Source organism: Rothia sp. HMSC069C01 (assembly GCF_001814655.1).
Classification (GTDB): domain Bacteria; phylum Actinomycetota; class Actinomycetes; order Actinomycetales; family Micrococcaceae; genus Rothia; species Rothia dentocariosa.
Genome location: NZ_KV817408.1, coordinates 519,310 through 537,380, shown reverse-complemented (window position 1 = coordinate 537,380; position 18,071 = coordinate 519,310). Strand labels below are relative to the sequence as shown.

General features: G+C 47.9%; 16 protein-coding genes. 9 read left to right on the top strand and 7 right to left on the bottom strand.

Annotated elements, in window-relative coordinates:
- Nucleotides 1-44: 44 nt before the first annotated feature.
- Nucleotides 45-668: a DUF3043 domain-containing protein gene (locus HMPREF2981_RS09020; protein WP_048778222.1), complete on the bottom strand. Its 624-nt coding sequence runs from the start codon at nt 666-668 to the stop codon at nt 45-47.
- Nucleotides 669-764: 96 nt separating this feature from the next.
- On the opposite strand from HMPREF2981_RS09020, the gene HMPREF2981_RS09015 reads away from it, so the two are divergent.
- From HMPREF2981_RS09015 to HMPREF2981_RS08995, 5 genes are all read left to right on the top strand, one after another.
- Nucleotides 765-2,171, top strand: a complete 1,407-nt coding sequence (locus HMPREF2981_RS09015) for a dipeptidase (RefSeq protein ID WP_048778221.1) — start codon at nt 765-767, stop codon at nt 2,169-2,171.
- Nucleotides 2,172-2,357: 186 nt separating this feature from the next.
- A complete protein-coding gene (locus HMPREF2981_RS09010) occupies nt 2,358-2,711 on the top strand; it encodes a HesB/IscA family protein (RefSeq protein WP_004004655.1) in 354 nt (117 codons plus the stop codon).
- A gap of 218 nt (nt 2,712-2,929) precedes the next feature.
- Nucleotides 2,930-3,817, top strand: a complete 888-nt coding sequence (gene coxB / locus HMPREF2981_RS09005; RefSeq protein ID WP_013399060.1) for an aa3-type cytochrome oxidase subunit II — start codon at nt 2,930-2,932, stop codon at nt 3,815-3,817.
- Nucleotides 3,818-3,832: 15 nt separating this feature from the next.
- Nucleotides 3,833-5,536: an aa3-type cytochrome oxidase subunit I gene (gene ctaD / locus HMPREF2981_RS09000; RefSeq protein WP_048778219.1), complete on the top strand. Its 1,704-nt coding sequence runs from the start codon at nt 3,833-3,835 to the stop codon at nt 5,534-5,536.
- A 3-nt stretch (nt 5,537-5,539) separates the two neighbouring features.
- Nucleotides 5,540-5,941, top strand: coding sequence for a cytochrome c oxidase subunit 4 (locus HMPREF2981_RS08995; protein ID WP_048778218.1), 402 nt, complete (start codon nt 5,540-5,542; stop codon nt 5,939-5,941).
- Between the two features lie 740 nt (nt 5,942-6,681).
- On the opposite strand, the gene HMPREF2981_RS08990 is transcribed toward HMPREF2981_RS08995, so the two are convergent.
- The 4 genes from HMPREF2981_RS08990 to HMPREF2981_RS08975 all read right to left on the bottom strand — a co-directional run bounded on the left by HMPREF2981_RS08990 (nt 6,682) and on the right by HMPREF2981_RS08975 (nt 10,995).
- Nucleotides 6,682-8,346: a cytochrome bc1 complex cytochrome b subunit gene (locus HMPREF2981_RS08990; RefSeq protein ID WP_070662511.1), complete on the bottom strand. Its 1,665-nt coding sequence runs from the start codon at nt 8,344-8,346 to the stop codon at nt 6,682-6,684.
- A gap of 3 nt (nt 8,347-8,349) precedes the next feature.
- The gene (locus HMPREF2981_RS08985; protein ID WP_004004660.1) at nt 8,350-9,456 is read right to left on the bottom strand and encodes a cytochrome bc1 complex Rieske iron-sulfur subunit; all 1,107 of its coding nucleotides are present in this window, start codon (nt 9,454-9,456) and stop codon (nt 8,350-8,352) included.
- A 43-nt stretch (nt 9,457-9,499) separates the two neighbouring features.
- Nucleotides 9,500-10,294: a cytochrome bc1 complex diheme cytochrome c subunit gene (locus HMPREF2981_RS08980; RefSeq protein WP_070450227.1), complete on the bottom strand. Its 795-nt coding sequence runs from the start codon at nt 10,292-10,294 to the stop codon at nt 9,500-9,502.
- Between the two features lie 62 nt (nt 10,295-10,356).
- Entirely contained in the window at nt 10,357-10,995 is a 639-nt protein-coding gene (locus HMPREF2981_RS08975; RefSeq protein ID WP_004004662.1) for an aa3-type cytochrome oxidase subunit III, read from the bottom strand.
- A gap of 232 nt (nt 10,996-11,227) precedes the next feature.
- On the opposite strand from HMPREF2981_RS08975, the gene trpD reads away from it, so the two are divergent.
- From trpD to HMPREF2981_RS08955, 4 genes are all read left to right on the top strand, one after another.
- Nucleotides 11,228-12,319, top strand: a complete 1,092-nt coding sequence (gene trpD, locus HMPREF2981_RS08970; RefSeq protein WP_179918925.1) for an anthranilate phosphoribosyltransferase — start codon at nt 11,228-11,230, stop codon at nt 12,317-12,319.
- Nucleotides 12,320-12,637: 318 nt separating this feature from the next.
- Nucleotides 12,638-13,123, top strand: a complete 486-nt coding sequence (locus tag HMPREF2981_RS08965) for an NfeD family protein (RefSeq protein ID WP_004004664.1) — start codon at nt 12,638-12,640, stop codon at nt 13,121-13,123.
- A 65-nt stretch (nt 13,124-13,188) separates the two neighbouring features.
- Nucleotides 13,189-14,181 (top strand): SPFH domain-containing protein, encoded by a 993-nt coding sequence (locus tag HMPREF2981_RS08960; protein WP_048778212.1) that lies wholly within the window; start codon nt 13,189-13,191, stop codon nt 14,179-14,181.
- A 166-nt stretch (nt 14,182-14,347) separates the two neighbouring features.
- Nucleotides 14,348-14,686: an RNA polymerase-binding protein RbpA gene (locus HMPREF2981_RS08955; RefSeq protein WP_070662508.1), complete on the top strand. Its 339-nt coding sequence runs from the start codon at nt 14,348-14,350 to the stop codon at nt 14,684-14,686.
- A 75-nt stretch (nt 14,687-14,761) separates the two neighbouring features.
- On the opposite strand, the gene HMPREF2981_RS08950 is transcribed toward HMPREF2981_RS08955, so the two are convergent.
- Both HMPREF2981_RS08950 and gabT read right to left on the bottom strand, forming a co-directional pair.
- The gene (locus HMPREF2981_RS08950; RefSeq protein WP_048778209.1) at nt 14,762-16,348 is read right to left on the bottom strand and encodes an APC family permease; all 1,587 of its coding nucleotides are present in this window, start codon (nt 16,346-16,348) and stop codon (nt 14,762-14,764) included.
- Nucleotides 16,349-16,591: 243 nt separating this feature from the next.
- Complete coding sequence (gene gabT / locus HMPREF2981_RS08945; RefSeq protein ID WP_070662505.1) at nt 16,592-17,962, bottom strand: 4-aminobutyrate--2-oxoglutarate transaminase; 1,371 nt, start codon at nt 17,960-17,962, stop codon at nt 16,592-16,594.
- Nucleotides 17,963-18,071 lie beyond the last annotated feature (109 nt).

The following is an 18,071-nucleotide window of genomic DNA, read 5'->3' as shown; positions in this document are numbered from 1 at the left end:
CAAACACGGTTTCCCACCCCCAGAAATCATTAAAGACACAGTATCTACTTTGGATACTCCCCATACCTAACAAGAGGATAAGGCCGCCGCATCCGACGAATCATCATCACACGGTTGAACGCATACATACCACTACCACGCTGTACCTCGCCAAACTTAGCAATAACCATCTGTTTAAGCTTGCGCCACATCAACCAGTAATCAATAACCCACAACAGCATCAGAGCATACATGCCATACATAGTCCCGTAGTAGACAGGAGCAGCAGCTACGCCAAAACCGCTCACAACCCACGACGCAACAAGAAAAACAATGAGCAAAATAAGCATTATATCGCCCAAATTCCGGCGAGCATCAATATAGTCGCGAATGTACCGCCGCTGAGGCCCCTTATCCACTATCGGCAGATACTTCTCATCGCCAGTACGCATAGCCTCCCGTTGCCGTGCCCTAAGCTCAGCAGCAGCCTCACGATCAGCAGTCTTCGCCGCGCCACGATCAGCACCGACTATAGGCCTCCTTCGCGCCGCAACTTGCTCTTTACGAGACGGTGTAGGACGCCCTTTCTTCGGCGTGAACTTAGAGTTCTCAGGAACCTCATGCTGTTTCTCTTCTTCAGGCTCGACAGCAGCCTCCTGCGGAGCCTTACCTTTTTTACGACCAAACACCCTACTAGAATAACCAAAAATAATTGCCTACGCCGAATACCAAGACCAAAAATAAAAAGTATGCGCCACCCCTGTATAAAGCGTATTGTTAGACGCATGGTCAATTTTCCTCATAAATTCCCAGAACATGATGCGCTCATAGAGGCGCTTGAAGCCCATTTTGATGAATATCTTACTGAGCTGAAGGATCTAGTCTCTATCCCATCTATCGCGTGGGAAGCTTTTGATCTAGCCCAGGTCCAACGAAGCGCTGAAGCTGTGTACGAGCTTGCGAAACGGGCAGGTTTTCTAGAGGTAAAAATCCTTTCTGCGTCGTACCACGATGAAACGGGGGAGACACATCAAGGTATGCCAGCGGTAATTGCCACTAAACCAGCTGTTTCAGGGTATCCCACAATCCTGTTATACGCTCACCATGATGTACAGCCTCCTGGCGATAACACGCAGTGGGAAACTGACCCGTTTACCGCAGTTCAGAAAGGCGCTCGCCTCTATGGCCGCGGTGCTGCAGACGATAAAGCAGGGGTTATCACCCATATGGCGGCTTTCCGTTTAGTATTGGAAGTATTAGGCAATGATTTCAACGTTGGCGTAAAGATCTTTATCGAAGGGGAGGAAGAAGCAGGGTCACCCTCTTTCCGCGAATTCCTAGCTGCCTACCAGAAGGACCTAGCCGCTGATTATATTGTGGTAGCAGATTCTGCCAACTGGCGAGCTGGAGTTCCGGCATTAACTACCTCATTACGTGGCGTAGCTAGCGGGGATATTGAAGTTCGAACTGGTAATCACGCAGTGCACTCTGGTATCTTTGGAGGCCCTTTTCTAGACGCACATACGGTATTAGCCCGTTTGCTGGGTACTCTTCATGATGACGAAGGTGCAGTTGTTGTAGAAGGTCTGTACCGTGGTGAAGACCCTAAAGTCGAATACCCTGAACATGAATTCCGCGCAGATTCTGGAATCTTAGACCAGATGTCTCTAGCAGGATATGGATCAATTACATCTCGGCTCTGGCAGCAACCTGCACTTTCCGTTATAGGTATGGATATTCCGTCAATTGCCCATTCTTCAAATACCCTTGCTGTTACTTCGCGGGCACGTATTAGTGTCCGTTTGGCTCCTGGTGATTCTCCCGAGAATGCGCACAAAGTTCTGGCAGACCATATAAAGAAGCATGCACCTTATAACGCGCAAGTTAGCTATACTCCTGTCGACTCAGGGTTACCCTTTGCCACAGATGTTGAGCAGGATGGAGCTCAAATCACCTTGTCAGCAATGGCTCAAGCTTGGGGTATATCTCCTGTGCAGACAGGCATGGGAGGCTCAATACCTTTTATAGCGGATTTGAAGGAGAACTTCCCCGACGCCCAGATTCTAGTAACTGGTGTTGAAGACCCAGACACCCGGGCACATAGCGCCAACGAATCGCTGTATGTACCTGATTTTAAACGAGGAATTTTAGCGGAGGCACTGATATTGAGTGCTCTCAGCAGGAGTAAGTAGATTAGGAAAGGAAAGCAACTCAAGGAATATACCTCACACACTAAGTACAGAATTCTACAAAGTTGGTATTCTGGACGTAAGAGACCTTGATGCCCCTAGTGAACTTGTGAGTCCGCTGTTGTCGTGAAGAAGTAGGACAGCGTAATCTGACTTTACGCAGGGGAATATTGTCAGGAAAGGACAAACATGACTGAGACTGTAACTGAGCTACCAACACACGGGGTTAACCTTACTGAAGTTGCTCAGAATAAGGTACGTACTTTGCTCGAACAAGAAGGACGTACCGATTTGCGCCTCCGGATTGCTGTACAGCCCGGTGGCTGTTCCGGGCTAATCTATCAGCTCTACTTCGATGAGCGAGTACTTGATGGTGACGCAGTGCGTGATTATGACGGTGTGCAGGTTATCGTAGATAAAATGAGTGCCCCTTATCTAGATGGCTCAACTATTGATTTTGAAGACACGATTGAGAAACAAGGATTCTCAATTGATAATCCGAACGCGGCAGGGTCATGTGCCTGTGGCGACTCCTTCCATTAGGAGCATGGGTATAACAGAACCCCTAAAAAACCAACTTTAGGGGTTCTGTTACGTTAAAATTCAGTAATTTTCCAGGAAACTCACAATTTCAGTGACAGAGTGTCACCGTAAGAGCAGAATTCGCGGTAAGCTCTAAGGGATAAGTTTTTTATAATTGCCTCAGGTTTACCTGTAGACCTGAGCACTAGCACACACTGCAAGAACAGGAAGGGCCGTCTGTGAGTTCGCAATATCGAACCGGCAGTCGTCGTAAGCGTGCAAGTCTTGTTGGCCTCGGGACTACAGCGACGCTGCTGATGACTGGTTGTTCAATGGATAGGGCAGCTGTAGGCTGGTTACCTACAAAAGCTGGGCATCCGGCTACTGATAATGCCGAGAACCTCATGCATCTCTGGGTAGGTACTTGGAGTGCAGCTCTTGTTGTCGGTCTTATTACTTGGGGCTTGATGCTATGGTGCATCATTGCCTACCGTAGGCGTAAGAACGAAAGTGGCTATCCTCGTCAGCTCAGTTATCACCTGCCTCTGGAAATTTTTTATACTTTCGTTCCAGTCGTTTTGATCGTCAGTATGTTTACGTTTTCAGACCGAGTCGAGCGTCAAGTAACTGGTCCTAAAACTGGTGCCGATCGACAGGTCACTGTTGAAGTGTATGGCAAACAATGGGCCTGGGATTTCAACTACACAGATGAAAACGTGCATGTAACCGGTGTACAAGCTCACCTTGATGGCTCGCCAGGTAAAGAAGCAGAACTTCCAACGCTTTATCTGCCCGTTAACTCAAATGTTGATGTAGTCCTCAAATCGCGTGATGTGATCCATTCGTTCTGGGTTCCGGCTTTCCTAGAGAAACGGGATACGATCCCTGGTATGACGAACCATATTCATATCACTACCAAAGAAATTGGTGATTATAAGGGTAAATGCGCTGAACTTTGCGGTGAGTACCACTCTGAGATGTTGTTTAATGTCAAGGTGGTCTCACAGGAAGACTACGACAACTACATCAATTCCCTTAAGCAAAATCCCGAGAATCAGGGTATCGCTGGGGACGAATACAACCGTAATCCCAACCAGAACGCGACTCCGCGTCCCGCTAACCAATAAAGGGGTGAAATAGACGTGACTACCCTCGAATATTCAACTGAGAGTGCAACGGCTGTTGCGCCGCGCGTGGTTCCTAAGTCCAAGGGACGCATCTTTGTCAATTGGATTACTTCCACGGACCACAAGACCATTGGGTACATGTACCTGATCTCTGCCTTCATTTTCTTCTGTATGGGCGGAACTATGGCTCTGCTGATGCGTATTGAGCTTTTTGAGCCCGGTATGCAGATCCTGCAGACGAAAGAGCAATTTAACCAGCTTTTTACGATGCACGGTACCCTTATGCTCCTCATGTTCGGCACCCCTTTGTTCACTGGTTTGGCGAACGTGCTTATCCCGCTCCAAATTGGTGCTCCCGATGTGGCATTCCCGCGCTTAAACGCATTGGCTTTTTGGTTCTTCCTTTTTGGGTCGCTAGTAGCGATTGCAGGTTTTATTACCCCGCAAGGTGCAGCCTCTTTCGGCTGGTTTGCATACGTCCCACTAAATAGCACTACTTACAGCCCGTCTGTCGGTGGTGACTTATGGGTCTTTGGTCTTGCGTTGCAGGGGTTCGGCACAATTATGGGTGCGGTTAACTTCATTACTACAATTGTGGCAATGCGCGCCCCTGGCATGACTATGTGGCGTATGTCTGTGTTTACGTGGGCAACTCTGATTACTTCAATCTTGATTATTATGATCTTCCCGCCTCTGGCATCCGCTTTGTTTGCTCTAGGTATGGATCGCCGATTCGGAGGACATATTTTTGATCCGGAAAATGGGGGAGCGGTACTCTGGCAGCACTTGTTCTGGTTCTTCGGGCACCCTGAGGTGTATGTGCTTGCGCTACCTTTCTTCGGTGTGACTTCGGAGATTATACCTGTATTCTCACGTAAACCCATTTTTGGTTACAAAGGTCTTGTTACAGCGACCATTGCTATTGCGGGCCTGTCTGTAACTGTATGGGCGCACCATATGTACGTAACTGGAGCGATTATGCTTCCGTTCTTCTCGTTCATGACCATGATGATTGGTGTTCCAACCGGCGTGAAGTTTTTCAACTGGATTGGGACTATGTGGCAGGGGTCCATTACGTTTGAAACTCCATTATTGTGGATCTATGGATTCTTAGTAACCTTCCTCTTTGGAGGTCTGACGGGTATTATCTTGGCTACTCCGCCTCTAGACTTCCATATCTCGGATACTTACTTCGTGGTTGCACACTTCCACTACGTGATTTTTGGAACCATTGTGTTTGGTATGTTTGGTGCATTCTACTTCTGGTGGCCAAAATTCACTGGCAAGATGCTCAACGAACGGATCGGTAAGATTCACTTCTGGCTGGTATTCTTCGGGTTCCACGCGACCTTCTTGATTCAGCACTGGGTTGGCGTTGATGGTATGCCTCGTCGATACGCTGACTATCTGCCCGAAGACGGTTTCACCTGGATGAACCAGTTCTCAACTGTTGGATCCATGATTCTTGCCGTTTCAATGATTCCCTGGTTCTGGAATGTTTACATTACTGCTCGGTATGCTCCGAAAGTCGAGGTCGACGATCCCTGGGGATTCGGCGGATCTCTCGAATGGGCGACTTCTTGTCCTCCGCCCCGCCACAACTTTACTGCATTGCCTCGTATCCGTTCCGAACGCCCGGCTCTAGACCTACATCATCCCGAGCTTTCAACGAATCATGATATTGCCGCTGCAGCTCTTGCAGCACAGAAGGGAGAGTAAACCGTGAAAGTTCTCGGGAAGGTCTTCCTGTACCTTGGTATCTTCTTTATTCCTGTTGGAATTGTTTATGGGTTTATGACCAATTTTGATGAGTGGGCCGGGTTTCCCGCGCTCCTCGTGACGGCGCTCATGTGCTTCTTCTTGGCTTTCTTCCTCATGTTTACTGATAAGAAACTAGGAAGCCAACCCATGGATAACTACACGGGTGAAATCGCTGAGAGTGCTGGTGAGTATGGGTTCTACTCACCATGGTCTTGGTGGCCGTTCATGATCGGTTTAACGTGCATGATTGTTGTTCTTGGGGCAGCGATTGCTTGGTGGGTACTAATTCTTGCTTTGCCTATCGTAGCAGTCGCCGTTATCGGGTGGGTATATGAATACAACCGCGGTGATCACGCACACTAATCATATACAGTAAAAGGCGGGGTTACATCATCTATACGGATGATGTAACCCCGCCTTTTCTATATTCCAGAGATTCTCGAATAAAGTTCTATCTGCCCCAGACATGTACTAAAAAGGGAGGTAAGAAAAAGCTAGTTGGATTAATTGTCTGTATTGGCAGTTTATCTGAGGATCATCGAAGCAGCGAGACGCACCATACCGATCGGATGAATCTTGGGAGAGCAACCGCCCATATAATCGTGCCCATCGCACGATAATAGTTTTTGCAGAGGCAGTTTCGCTCGCTTATCAGTACGCTCGGCTCGAAAGAAAAGACGACAATTATATACTCGCAGAAGTGCTCTCTCTGCAAGAATTCTAGAGTCTCAACCTCAAACCTAGGTTGTTGCTACTTTTATCTGTTAATCCGCTAGGCTCCTTCCTGCCTCTAAGACCAGCGGCATGATAGTTTGTGTAAATTTCAGGGACGGGGTGTGCTTAGCACATATGAAGTTATTCCATTATGGCATCAGGTATATAGCGATCGCTGATAAGTAGGCAAAGATTCTTAGTTTCAGGAATAGGGCCATGCTGCTTATGAGAATTTTTCATGAGAAAGTCTGGACTCCTGGCCTTAGAAGATGGACATGATATTGGGTCAACAGCAACATTGCTGGAAGAGATACATGCGGTACAAACTTGAGGGTTGGTCCCACAGTTTTGTGGCCCCAACCCTCAAGTAAACTTATGAAGTTGTAACTTTAGCCCTTAACCTCGGGGCTATCAAAGGAAGCGCCCTCAACCCTTTGAGCTTCATTATGTTCATGATGAGCTTCTTCTAGCTCAGTAGGAGTTACAGGAAGAACACGATCAGTAAAGAACAACTTCGATAAGGTGCCTCGTGCTTTCTCAAGCATTGTAACCTTCCCCTTAGCATTGGGGCGTGCAGGTATTACATCTGGTGAATCGAAACTAACTAGCTTGTACCGACGATACTCGTCAAGAGGCTTGTGCACCTCAATAAACTCACCATGGGGGAGTTGCACCACTTGACCAGTTTCGATGCCATGAAGCACTAGCTCACGATCTTTACGCTGCAAGGAGAGGCAAATCCTTCGGGTAATCTCGAAACCAAGGATGGGTCCAAGGAAGAAGAGCGCACGCAATACATAAGCTACATCATTTAGCGAGACGTGGAAATGTGTTGCGATCAAATCAGAAGATGCCGCGATCATCAAAACTGAGTAGTAGATGATACCGGCAACACCGGCGCCTGTACGGAATGGAGCGTTACGCGGGCGATCAAGAATATTATGAACCCGATTATCTTTGGTGACCCAACGTTCGATCCAAGGCCACGTGAATAAGAATCCCATCAAGACGCCTGCGAGTGCAAAAGGCAGTAGGACATTCAGAACCCATGTTCCACCGAATTGCCATTCCCATGACCATGGCCAAACACCAGGCCATAGACGTAATGCACCGTCACCAAAGCCTACGTACCAGTCAGGCTGAGTACCTGCTTGAACTGGAGATGGATCGTAGGGACCATAGTTCCATATTGCGTTAATAGTGAAGGTGGAAGCTAAGAAAGCGATGATACCGAAAACTATGAAGAAGAAACCGCCTGCTTTTGCAGCATAAACCGGACCTACAGGAAAACCAACAACGTTATTGTTGGTACGACCTGGCCCTGGATATTGGGTGTGTTTATGCAGGACAACCATGAACATATGCAGTCCAACGCACAACAACAGAACTGCCGGAATGATCATAATATGCAGGCTGTATAGGCGGCTAATAATGTGTTCACCTGGGAACTCGCCTCCGAAGAAGAAAAGCGAGAGGTATGTACCTACAAGCGGAACTGCGACCATAATGCCATCGACAATTCGCAAACCGTTACCAGAGAGCACATCATCGGGGAGGGAATACCCAGTAAAGCCCGCCATAATACCCGTGACAAAGAGGACGCAACCTACAACCCAATTCAGCTCACGTGGACGACGGAAAGCCCCTGTAAAGAAGACACGAAGCATGTGGATACAGATGGCCAACATAAACATGAGAGCCGCCCAGTGGTGAATCTGACGGATCAACAGGCCTCCGCGAATATCAAAAGAGATATCTAAAGTAGACGCAAACGCAACAGACATTTCTGTACCCTTCATGGGTACATATGAACCGTCATAGGTAACTGCAGCGGTTGATGGGTTAAACCAGAATGTTAAAAAAGTTCCTGAAATAAGGAGCACTACAAAGCTGTATAGAGCCACCTCACCGAACATAAAGGACCAGTGATCTGGAAAGATTTTTCGGCCAAATTCTTTAACAACCCCAGACATGCCAACACGCGTATCAACAAAATTCGCGATACGCCCAGCGTTGCTTTTAGGTTTGTACTCGTAGCCAGTTGTTGTAGACATTACTTATTTCGCCTCCTTCTCACGCTCTGCACGCATTTCTTCGACGTGCTGACCGCGTTCCCAATACGCGGGACCAACTGGCTCATGGAAGTCACTCTGAGCCACAAGATAACCATTATCATCGACTGTAATCGGCAACTGTGGGAGTGCGTGACCTGCAGGACCGAATACAACCTTGCATTCATCTGCCGCATCAAAAGTAGACTGATGGCACGGGCACAGCAGATGGTGCGTTCGCTGCTCGTACAGCGCGATGGGACATCCAACGTGTGTACAGACCTTCGAATAAGCGACTATACCGTCAACGTGCCAGTTTTTGCGTTCTTCCGAAATCTTCATCTCATTGGGGTCAAGACGCATCAACAAGACAACTGCTTTAGCTTTTTCCTCTAGATAGCCATTTTCATGGCTGAGGGACGTGATGGTCTCCGGCAGAACGTGATAAGCGGATCCGATCGTAACGTCAGAAGCTTTAATCGGAGTCCCAGAAGGGTCGCGTACAAGACGGACACCCTGATCCCACATCGTGTGTTTAAGAACTGCAGGATCATTCGGCCCCAGATCGCGCAGGAACGTAATAAAAGTTAACGGAGCCAGAATAACTGAGCCAATGAGAGTATTGCGCAGGAGAGGACGGCGTTTAATACCTGACTCATCAATAATAGTTTCGATGATTTCTTCTGCCTCGGCGCGATCCTCTTCAGGACGCAAATCGTGCCGCTCCTCAACGAGTTCATGGTCAGGCATAAGCGTACGTGCCCAATGAACAACTCCAATACCAATGCCGAACATAGCGAATGCTATACCTAAACCAAGCAAGAGGTTCTGCAGCTGCAGTTTACTGGTAGGCTCTGTATTGTTTACATCAAAGAAGTTACCTTCAACTGATATACCGAAATACGCGACCCAGAATAACAAAGAGCCGAGCATTGATAGTACAAAGAGTAGAATAACTTGGCGCTCAGCACCTTTAGCACGCTTCGAATCCACATCTGTCAGACGTGGACGATGTGGAGGCAGCCCAGGATTCTGAAACTGCTCCTTTGAATCCTCTGAAGAGGTAACTACGGTAACGCTCTGAGCGTCTTGACCGTCACGATGGTTTCCCATGTGTTGCCTCAAATCTTTTCCGATACGAATAGTATGTGCGTATTTATGCTGAGCGAGAGGTCAGCCAAATAACAAAGATAAGCACGATCCCTAGACCGACGCTCCAAATCAACAGACCTTCAGCGACAGGACCTAGAGAGCCTAGCTTAAGACCACCAGGGGAAACATTTTTTTCCTGTGCTTTCAAATAGGTGATAACATCACGCTTCTCTTGCGGGGTAAGGTTTGCGTCGTTGAAAACAGGCATATTTTGAGGTCCAGTTTCCATGGCTTCATAGATATGTTGTTCGCTAACACCCATGAGAGAAGGAGCAAACTTCCCTCGGGTAAGAGCACCACCCGCACCAGCCGCGTTATGACACATTGCGCAGTTGGCTAGGAAGACACGGGCACCATTTGCGGCATCGCCTTTGGTGGTATCTAGATTCTCTGCTTCAGGTATTGCAGGACCGGCGCCCAACGAAGCAACATATGCAGAGAGCTGCTTCGTCTGTTCCTCGTTGAACTGACCAGGTTTGACTTGAGCCTGTGTACCTTGCATCTGCATAGGCATGCGGCCGGTACCAACCTGAAAATCAACTGCGGCTGCACCAACACCGATGAGCGAAGGACCATCAGCGGTGCCTTCAGCGTTCATTCCATGGCAGGTTGCACAGTTGGCTTGGAAAAGTTTTTGACCAGCGTTTACATCATCTTGAGTGTATGCATGGCTTGACTCGGCCTTGGCCTGATTGGTGGCAGTGGCAACTGTGTAGAGACCACCAGTGAGGATGAGAGCCAACGCAAGCAACACAATAGCTGCAAGCGGGTGACGCCGCTTCTGTGAAAGTGCCTTCACGTCTTTTGTTCCTTGTGTGTGCTAGTAAAAATGGATACGGACGGGGCGAAAGTGTTGGACTGTTATTTGACGAAGTACACTACGGCAAATAGAGCGAGCCACACGACATCTACAAAGTGCCAGTAGTACGAGACAACGATTGCACTAGTTGCTTCGTAATGACCAAATCGCTTAGCGACAAATGCGCGACCAATGATCAGGAGGAAAGCTACTAGACCAGCTGTCACGTGTAACGCATGGAACCCTGTTGTGATGTAGAAAGCGGATCCGTAAGCGCTAGATGCAATGGTTACGCCTTCTGAAACCAAGGTTGCGTACTCATAAGCCTGACCGCAGACGAAAATTGCGCCCATGATGAAAGTCAACACAAACCATTCAGCCATGCCCCATGCCTTAATATTCAGCAAAGAACCGGAGCGGCGTGGTTTGAGCTGTTCTGCGGCAAATACGCCCATCTGGCATGTCACAGAACTCAGCACAAGAACGATTGTGTTGATAAAAGCGAAGGGAACGTTAAGGATATGTACATTATCAGCCCAAATGTCAGGACGTGATGCCTTAAGGGTGAAGTACATAGCAAAAAGCCCGGCAAAGAACATCAGCTCTGATGCCAACCACACGACGGTACCAATGGCGACCGTGTTGGGTCGGTTAAGAGCCGGATGTGCCGGCCTGCTGGGGTTATTGGTTACAGTTGTCACATAGACATTATGTCGCTAAAACTTGCGAAGAGCGAATACATAACCTCTTAAATCTTGCGGTGTGTTGGGAAAATCCTTAGAGTTCCCTGTAAACTAGCGGTTTTCACGAGATTTGTGCGACACGCTCTATGTGTAATGTTTTGGTAAGTTCGTGGGGGAGAGAAGCCTCAAAGCTGTGGCGCCCTATGCGCTGGCAGCAGATGAATCCTGCAGGAAGGTTAAAATCGGGAGTATGGATATAACTGCACATGAGTCATTAACCTGGAAATACATTTTGAATCAGCTCGTCTCTGGGCAGGATCTCGGTTCTCGTCATGTGGACTGGGCTATGGATGAAATTATGACTGGTTCAACGCCTGAACCTATACTCGCTTCCTTCCTGACATCGCTCCACATGAAGGGGGAGACCTCTGAAGAGTTAGGCGCCCTTGCGCGAGGAATGCTTGCAAAAGCTGAAACTATTGATCTTGACGTACATGCGGTTGATATTGTAGGCACTGGCGGAGATCAGCAGAATACCGTCAATATATCCACCATGGCAGCCTTGGTTATTGCTGGTACAGGTGCGACAGTTGTTAAACATGGTAATCGGGCGTCAACCTCTAAATCAGGGTCGGCAGATGTCTTGGAGGCGCTAGGTATTCAGCTAGATATGCCGATTAAGTCTGTTGCCGCGTGCGCTCGGCAGGTAGGGATCACCTTTCTATTTGCAATGACTTTTCATCCCTCCATGCGGTTCGTAGGGCCGACTCGAAAAATGTTAGGTATACCAACGGCTTTTAACTACCTAGGACCCATGACAAACCCTGCGCGAGTGTCATCATCTGCAATTGGGGTAGCTAATCCGCAGATGGTAGAAAAGATGGCTTGGGTTTTCGCGAATCGAGGTGACCATGCCCTTGTATTCCGGGGGGATGATGGGCTTGATGAATTGACAATTGCTACAACTTCCCAGATCTGGGAAGCAAGTGGGGGTACTCTTCAGAAATATGTCTTCAATCCCGAAGGCTATGGGATTGAGCGTTCTTCATTAGATAACCTGCGAGGGGGAGACGCTGAGTATAACGCCAGTGTGTTTCGCGCAGTATTAGCTGGGGAGGGCGAGTCGGCAAAAGACTCGTTGCATGCAATTCGCAATGCAGTTCTTATTAATGCGGCGGCCGGTCTGATAGCTTACCGAAAAAACGACGGCAGGAGTTTTGAGGAACGGTACACAGAAGCCTTGGCGGATGCACGCCAATCTATTGATACTGGGGCAGCAGCTCAAGTTTTGAACGCCTGGGTAGAGTTTAGCCACCTGGTGGTAGAAACGCCGAGTCCGTAAAGCGCCTATTCATGTAAATAGAAGAGTTTGGTGTATCTGTAGCTTTACTGGACATTGAGGAGAAAGAAGCTGCTGGGGTGAAACCGTCTTTACGAGGGCGCACTGGCAGCTAATCCGGTTCAAGTACACGGAACGTTGAGTGGCTGGGGTGTGGTTTTCTGACTTTACTTTACATAATGTATATTATCAGCTATTTGTGGTGTTGTGAGTTTGTGTGAGTAAACTCTTTGATTGGTGATGCACCTCATGGAATAATGTTTGTATGGCTTGGGCTCTCTATACGGTGGATTATTGTGCCTACGATGAGGAGGAAAAAATATGGATTGGCTCTTTGACAGCCCATGGACATTTTGGCTAATACTAGCTTTGCTCTTTGCGATAATTGAGATGCTGTCTCTCGATCTCTTTTTCTTGATGCTTTCCCTATCTGCCCTCATCACATCGGCTATTTCACCATTTATCGAACATTTCTTCGCTCGAGGAATAGTTTTCGCGGTTTTGTGCATCCTTTTTGTGCTTATTCTACGTCCGCCTCTTCTGAAACGCCTCAACCGCTCTGCCGGAAATACTGTTACAAATGCCAAAGCTCTTCGGGGTAAAACTGTTCTTGTGACAGAGGATGTCACTGCTGAGTCTGGTTTAGTGCGTCTTGAAGGCGAAATTTGGACAGCACGTACTTCAGGAGCTCCTATCCCTTCCGGCTCCTACGCCCAGGTCGAAACTATTAACGGTGCTACGGCGTTTGTGTACCCGCATGTATCAACTTTGCCAGAAGGATCAGCTGTTACCCCTGAAGCTGAATAAAATGTTCCATCTACGCCCCTAAATTTTGTTATTAATCACCGAAAAAGAAAGTAGGTAATGAAGATATGGTCCCAGTTATTCTTCTTGTGATTCTCTTCATTTTTGTTCTTATCTTGTTGGCTAAAACCATTCGAGTGATTCCTCAAGGTCGAGCAGGAATCGTTGAGCGTCTTGGTAAGTTCCGAACCGTGCTAGAACCCGGTTTGCATATGGTGGTACCAATTATTGACCGCGTGTTGCCTCTAATTGATGTCCGTGAGCAGGTTGTCTCGTTCCCCTCTCAGTCCGTGATTACCGAAGATAACCTTGTGGTTGGAATTGATACCGTTGTTTACTTTCAGGTAACGAGCCCCAAGGACGCAACCTATGAAATTACGAACTATATTCGTGCTGTTGACGAGCTCACCAGTGCGACCCTCCGTAACGTAGTCGGTGGTCTAAACCTTGAGCAGACCTTGACCTCTCGCGATCAAATCAACGCGGAATTGCGTGGAGTTCTTGATGCCACAACCGGCCGTTGGGGACTACGAGTATCTCGTGTCGATATTAAAGAAATTCAGCCTCCACACTCTATCCAGGACTCAATGGAGAAGCAGATGCGTGCAGAGCGTGATCGTCGTGCTGCCATTCTGACGGCCGAAGGTCAGAAGCAATCAGATATTCTGACGGCTGAAGGTGAATCTAGGGCTGCTATCCTTCGCGCGGAAGCTGAAAAACAGGCTCAAATCCTTCGAGCTGAAGGTGACGCTCAATCTGCAATCCTTCGAGCTGATGGTGAAGCTGAAGCTGTTCATAAGGTATTCGAAGCCATCCATCAATCTAACCCGAGCCAACAGCTACTCACCTATCAGTATCTGCAAACCTTGCCCAAACTTGCTGACGGTCAAGCTAATAAACTCTGGTTTATCCCCACAGAACTTGGCGATGCTCTACGAGGTCTTGGCAACGCATTCGGTAATTTGCCGGTATCGGACATAAACGATGGATCGGCAAAAGCAACATATACAAAGCCTGATACTTTTGAGAACCCATCTCAAGGATATGGCTTCAATAGTTAAGATAGTTTAGCTTGACTTCGCGAATAGCTGTCTCTAGTAGTTGGGCGGCGGAGAATATTCTCGATATAATGGATGTTTTAGACGTTCGAGGGAATAGCTCTCCCCCGCCCAACGTTATGCAGCCGCTGAGTATCTGCGGAAACCCTTTCTGGAGTCTGGAGGAATTGTGAGCGATCGTAGCCTGCGTGGTATGCGTCTTGGAACTCAATCTATGGAAACCGAGTCCAATGTACAGCCTGCACCCCGTCAACGTGTAGAGTACCGAACCACTGATGGTGACCGCGTATTTGTGACCTTTGCTGCTGAAGCTGAAATTCCACAGGTCTGGGTTGCTAAAACTGGTAGAGAAGCATATCTGGTCAACGGCGAGAGTGACACCCAGAATGACGATGATAAGCCAGCTCGTACACACTGGGACATGCTGATGGAACGACGTAGCGTTGAAGAGTTAGAGAAGACTCTAGAAGATCGGTTGGAATACTACCGTTCTCATTATGCACTGTAGGATACATTCATAATGCATAAGGGAGAGGAACCCTTTTAGAGGTTCCTCTCCCCTTCTTGTGCACATGAGAAATAACTAGTCAATCATATGCTCTACCTCCATCGGGACCTCGCCTTTGAAGAAGGCAGGACGGAGGTAACGTTGATACACCATAACGCAAATTCCTAAGAGAAGAATCGCGACACTTAAGCAGAAAACTAGTCCGACTCCCCCAATTTCAGACCCCGAGCCATGATGGGGATCCATGGAATCATAGGTCGTCTGAATGAAGAAAACAAGAAGCATAATGCCTCCCAAAAAGGGAAACAAAAACTTGTTCACAAATGACTTAAAGCCTGATGAGAAGGCCACCTTTCGAAAATACCATACACAGGCAAATGCCGTCACGCCGTAGTATAAACAGACCATCAAACTCAAAGCGGAGATAGTATCCCAAAGCACAGAGGTTGAAATAAAACGCATAAGAACGTAGAACAAGGTAGCAATCAGACAGGAAGCGATGGTCGCATAACTAGGTGATTGGTACTTTGGGCTAATACTCGCAAACTTAGGCCCGAGTGCCTTGTAATATCCCATGGCTAGCAATGTTCGAGCTGGTGAAACTGCCGTGGACTGTAAAGAGGCTAAGGCCGAAATAAGAACTGCAAAAGACATAATAATTCCGAAAGAACCTAGTACAGGTCCCGAAAGAACAGCAAAAATATTCTCCTGGTTATCAGAGTTTCCTAGACCCAGACCTTCTGAGGACGTACCCGCAAATGCCAAAGTCCCCACAGAGATTAACAGGTACAGCAGAACTACTGTGAGGATAGTGCCAACAGCTGCGTGACCGCTAGTTGTATGCTCACCTTCTGTTTCTTCATTCATAGTGAGGACAGCGTCCCAACCCCAATATATGAAGAAGACAAGAGATATGCCGGAAGAGAAAGCTGAGAATGACTCGATTCCGAAGGGGTTAAACCATTCAAGAGTCGGAGCAAGGTTAGCAAACCCAGTATTTGTGACCGCTTTATAGAGAGCGACACCCGCAAAAATAGCGAGTACGACAAGCTGGAAAATAATGAAAACAGTTTGGATCTTCTGAGTCGCATCCAGCCCGCGGTATGTGATGTAACACCCGAAACTCATCAAGGCTAAGAATGTGCCGATATTGATAAAGGTATTACTTGAAAGCGTCGCTAGATCTGGGTTAGAAAAAACCTGAGACAAAGCCAGGTAAAAGAAATCTACAGCTATACCTGCGAGGTTTGAGAGAACCAAGATGGTAGCTGCTAATAATGCCCAGCCTCCGAGCCAACCAACCCACGGACCAAATGCTTTGGTTGTCCAAGTGAATGTTGTTCCCGCATCCGGCATAGCAGCGTTAAGCTCTCGGTAGCCAATAGCTACCAATAGCATAGGGATAAACCCAACGAGAAAGATCGCGGGCATGTGCTCCCCCGCTACAGCTCCTACAGGACCCAGAGCCCCCGATAATGAGTATGCGGGTGCTACCACAGAGATACCAATAATAATGGAGCCAAAAAGAGATACAGATCCGGAAGATAATCCCTTTTTGTTAGCGGCGCTTGTATCAATAGCACCGTGGGGGTTATTTGATGCAGAATCTTTGGCTAGATTCTGACCTTTATGTAACTTGTGGGGTTGATTATTCTGAGACAAGGTGCTCTCCCTCTATCGGAGTGTCGTCGCCAGACGGTGTGTGCTTATATCGACCTGCTCAATATGCGATTTAGTCTAATTAATCCAGAACAGTAGTAAAATCACCTGAATTTTTGTCTACAAGGTGTGCGCATAAAATAGCTATAGGTAAATAACTGGCGCATGTGTGGAATAGGATTAGCTGTGACAAGAGCCCCGATCGCTATATGAGATATGACCGGGGCCCTGTAAGCCTCCAAAAAATTATGAAACGCTTCGAATACCTTCGATAAGAATATTCATTGACTGTTTTAGGAGCTCATCACTGATAGTAAGCGGAGGAAGCAGACGAATAATGTTGCCGTAAGTACCACAAGTAAGAATGAGTACTCCTCGTTGCTGACAGTAAGCCGCGATATCCTTGGCCGCCGTGGGATGCGGGGCTTTCGAAATAGAGTCTGCTACGAACTCCAGTGCGAGCATAGCACCGCGTCCGCGGAAATCCCCTACAATGTCTAGCTCATCAACAAGCGGGGCTAACGCTGCTGTCACCAGTTTCTCAATATGCAGAGCTCGTGCGTTCAAATCAAGATCCTGCATAGTTTCAATAGCCGCAAGAGCAGCCGCACAAGATACAGGATTACCACCGTATGTTCCGCCTAATCCTCCTGGTTGAACTTTATCAAAAAGCTCTGCCCGACCAGTGACGGCTGAAAGTGGCATACCACCAGCAATGCCCTTAGCTGTGGTGACCAAATCGGGTTCAACGCCCTCGTACTCACTCGCAAACCATTTGCCAGTGCGGCAGAAACCAGTTTGTACTTCATCAGCGATAAAGACTATACCTTTTTCGCGTGCCCATGCAACCAGCGTTGGTAAGAAGCCATCGGCGGGAACAATGAACCCTCCTTCACCCTGGATAGGCTCGATGAGAATTGCAGCTACGTATTCTGAACCAATTTGCTTCTCGATCATGTTGATGGTGCGTTGAGCTGCCTCTTTACCATCCATGCTCTGATCGTCCCGGTAAGGGTAGCTCATAGGAGCACGATAGATTTCAGGAGCAAAAGGACCGAAGCCTTTCTTATATGGTGCTACTTTTGCAGTCAACGCCATTGTTAAATTGGTTCGCCCATGGTAGGCATGATCAAAAACAACTACGGCATTGCGACCGGTAGCTGCACGAGCAATTTTTACAGCATTTTCAACTGCCTCCGCACCAGAGTTGAAAAGTACTGAGCGTTTCTCAAAGCGTCCGGGTATTAGCTCGTTTAGTTTTTCAGAAACTGCGATATACCCCTCATAAGGAGTAACCATAAAACAGGTGTGGGTGAAGTGCGTGACCGATTCTTGAACTGCTTGTACTACCTTGGGGGCTGATGCACCGACAGTTGTGACTGCGATACCCGCTCCCAAATCAGCCAACGAGTTACCATCAACATCAATAATGACGCCACCGTCTGCATCAGCCGCGTAAACTGGGAGCCCAGAAGCGACAGATGCAGGAACAGCTTGTGAGCGACGATGTGCAAGAGCACGTGATGAGGGGCCGGGAAACTCTCCGGTAAGTTTTATCTCTTGAGGAAGACGATACATCTCTACCATGAGACTACCTTTCAAAGGAAAACGTAGCATAAGCTACATGGATAATATGTGAATTGTGAAGAGGCGGCGGTACAGCACCTAGACAACAGAGCTGTACCGCTCCACAAGCTCTTCTCTAACGTGTGATGCAGGAGCTCTT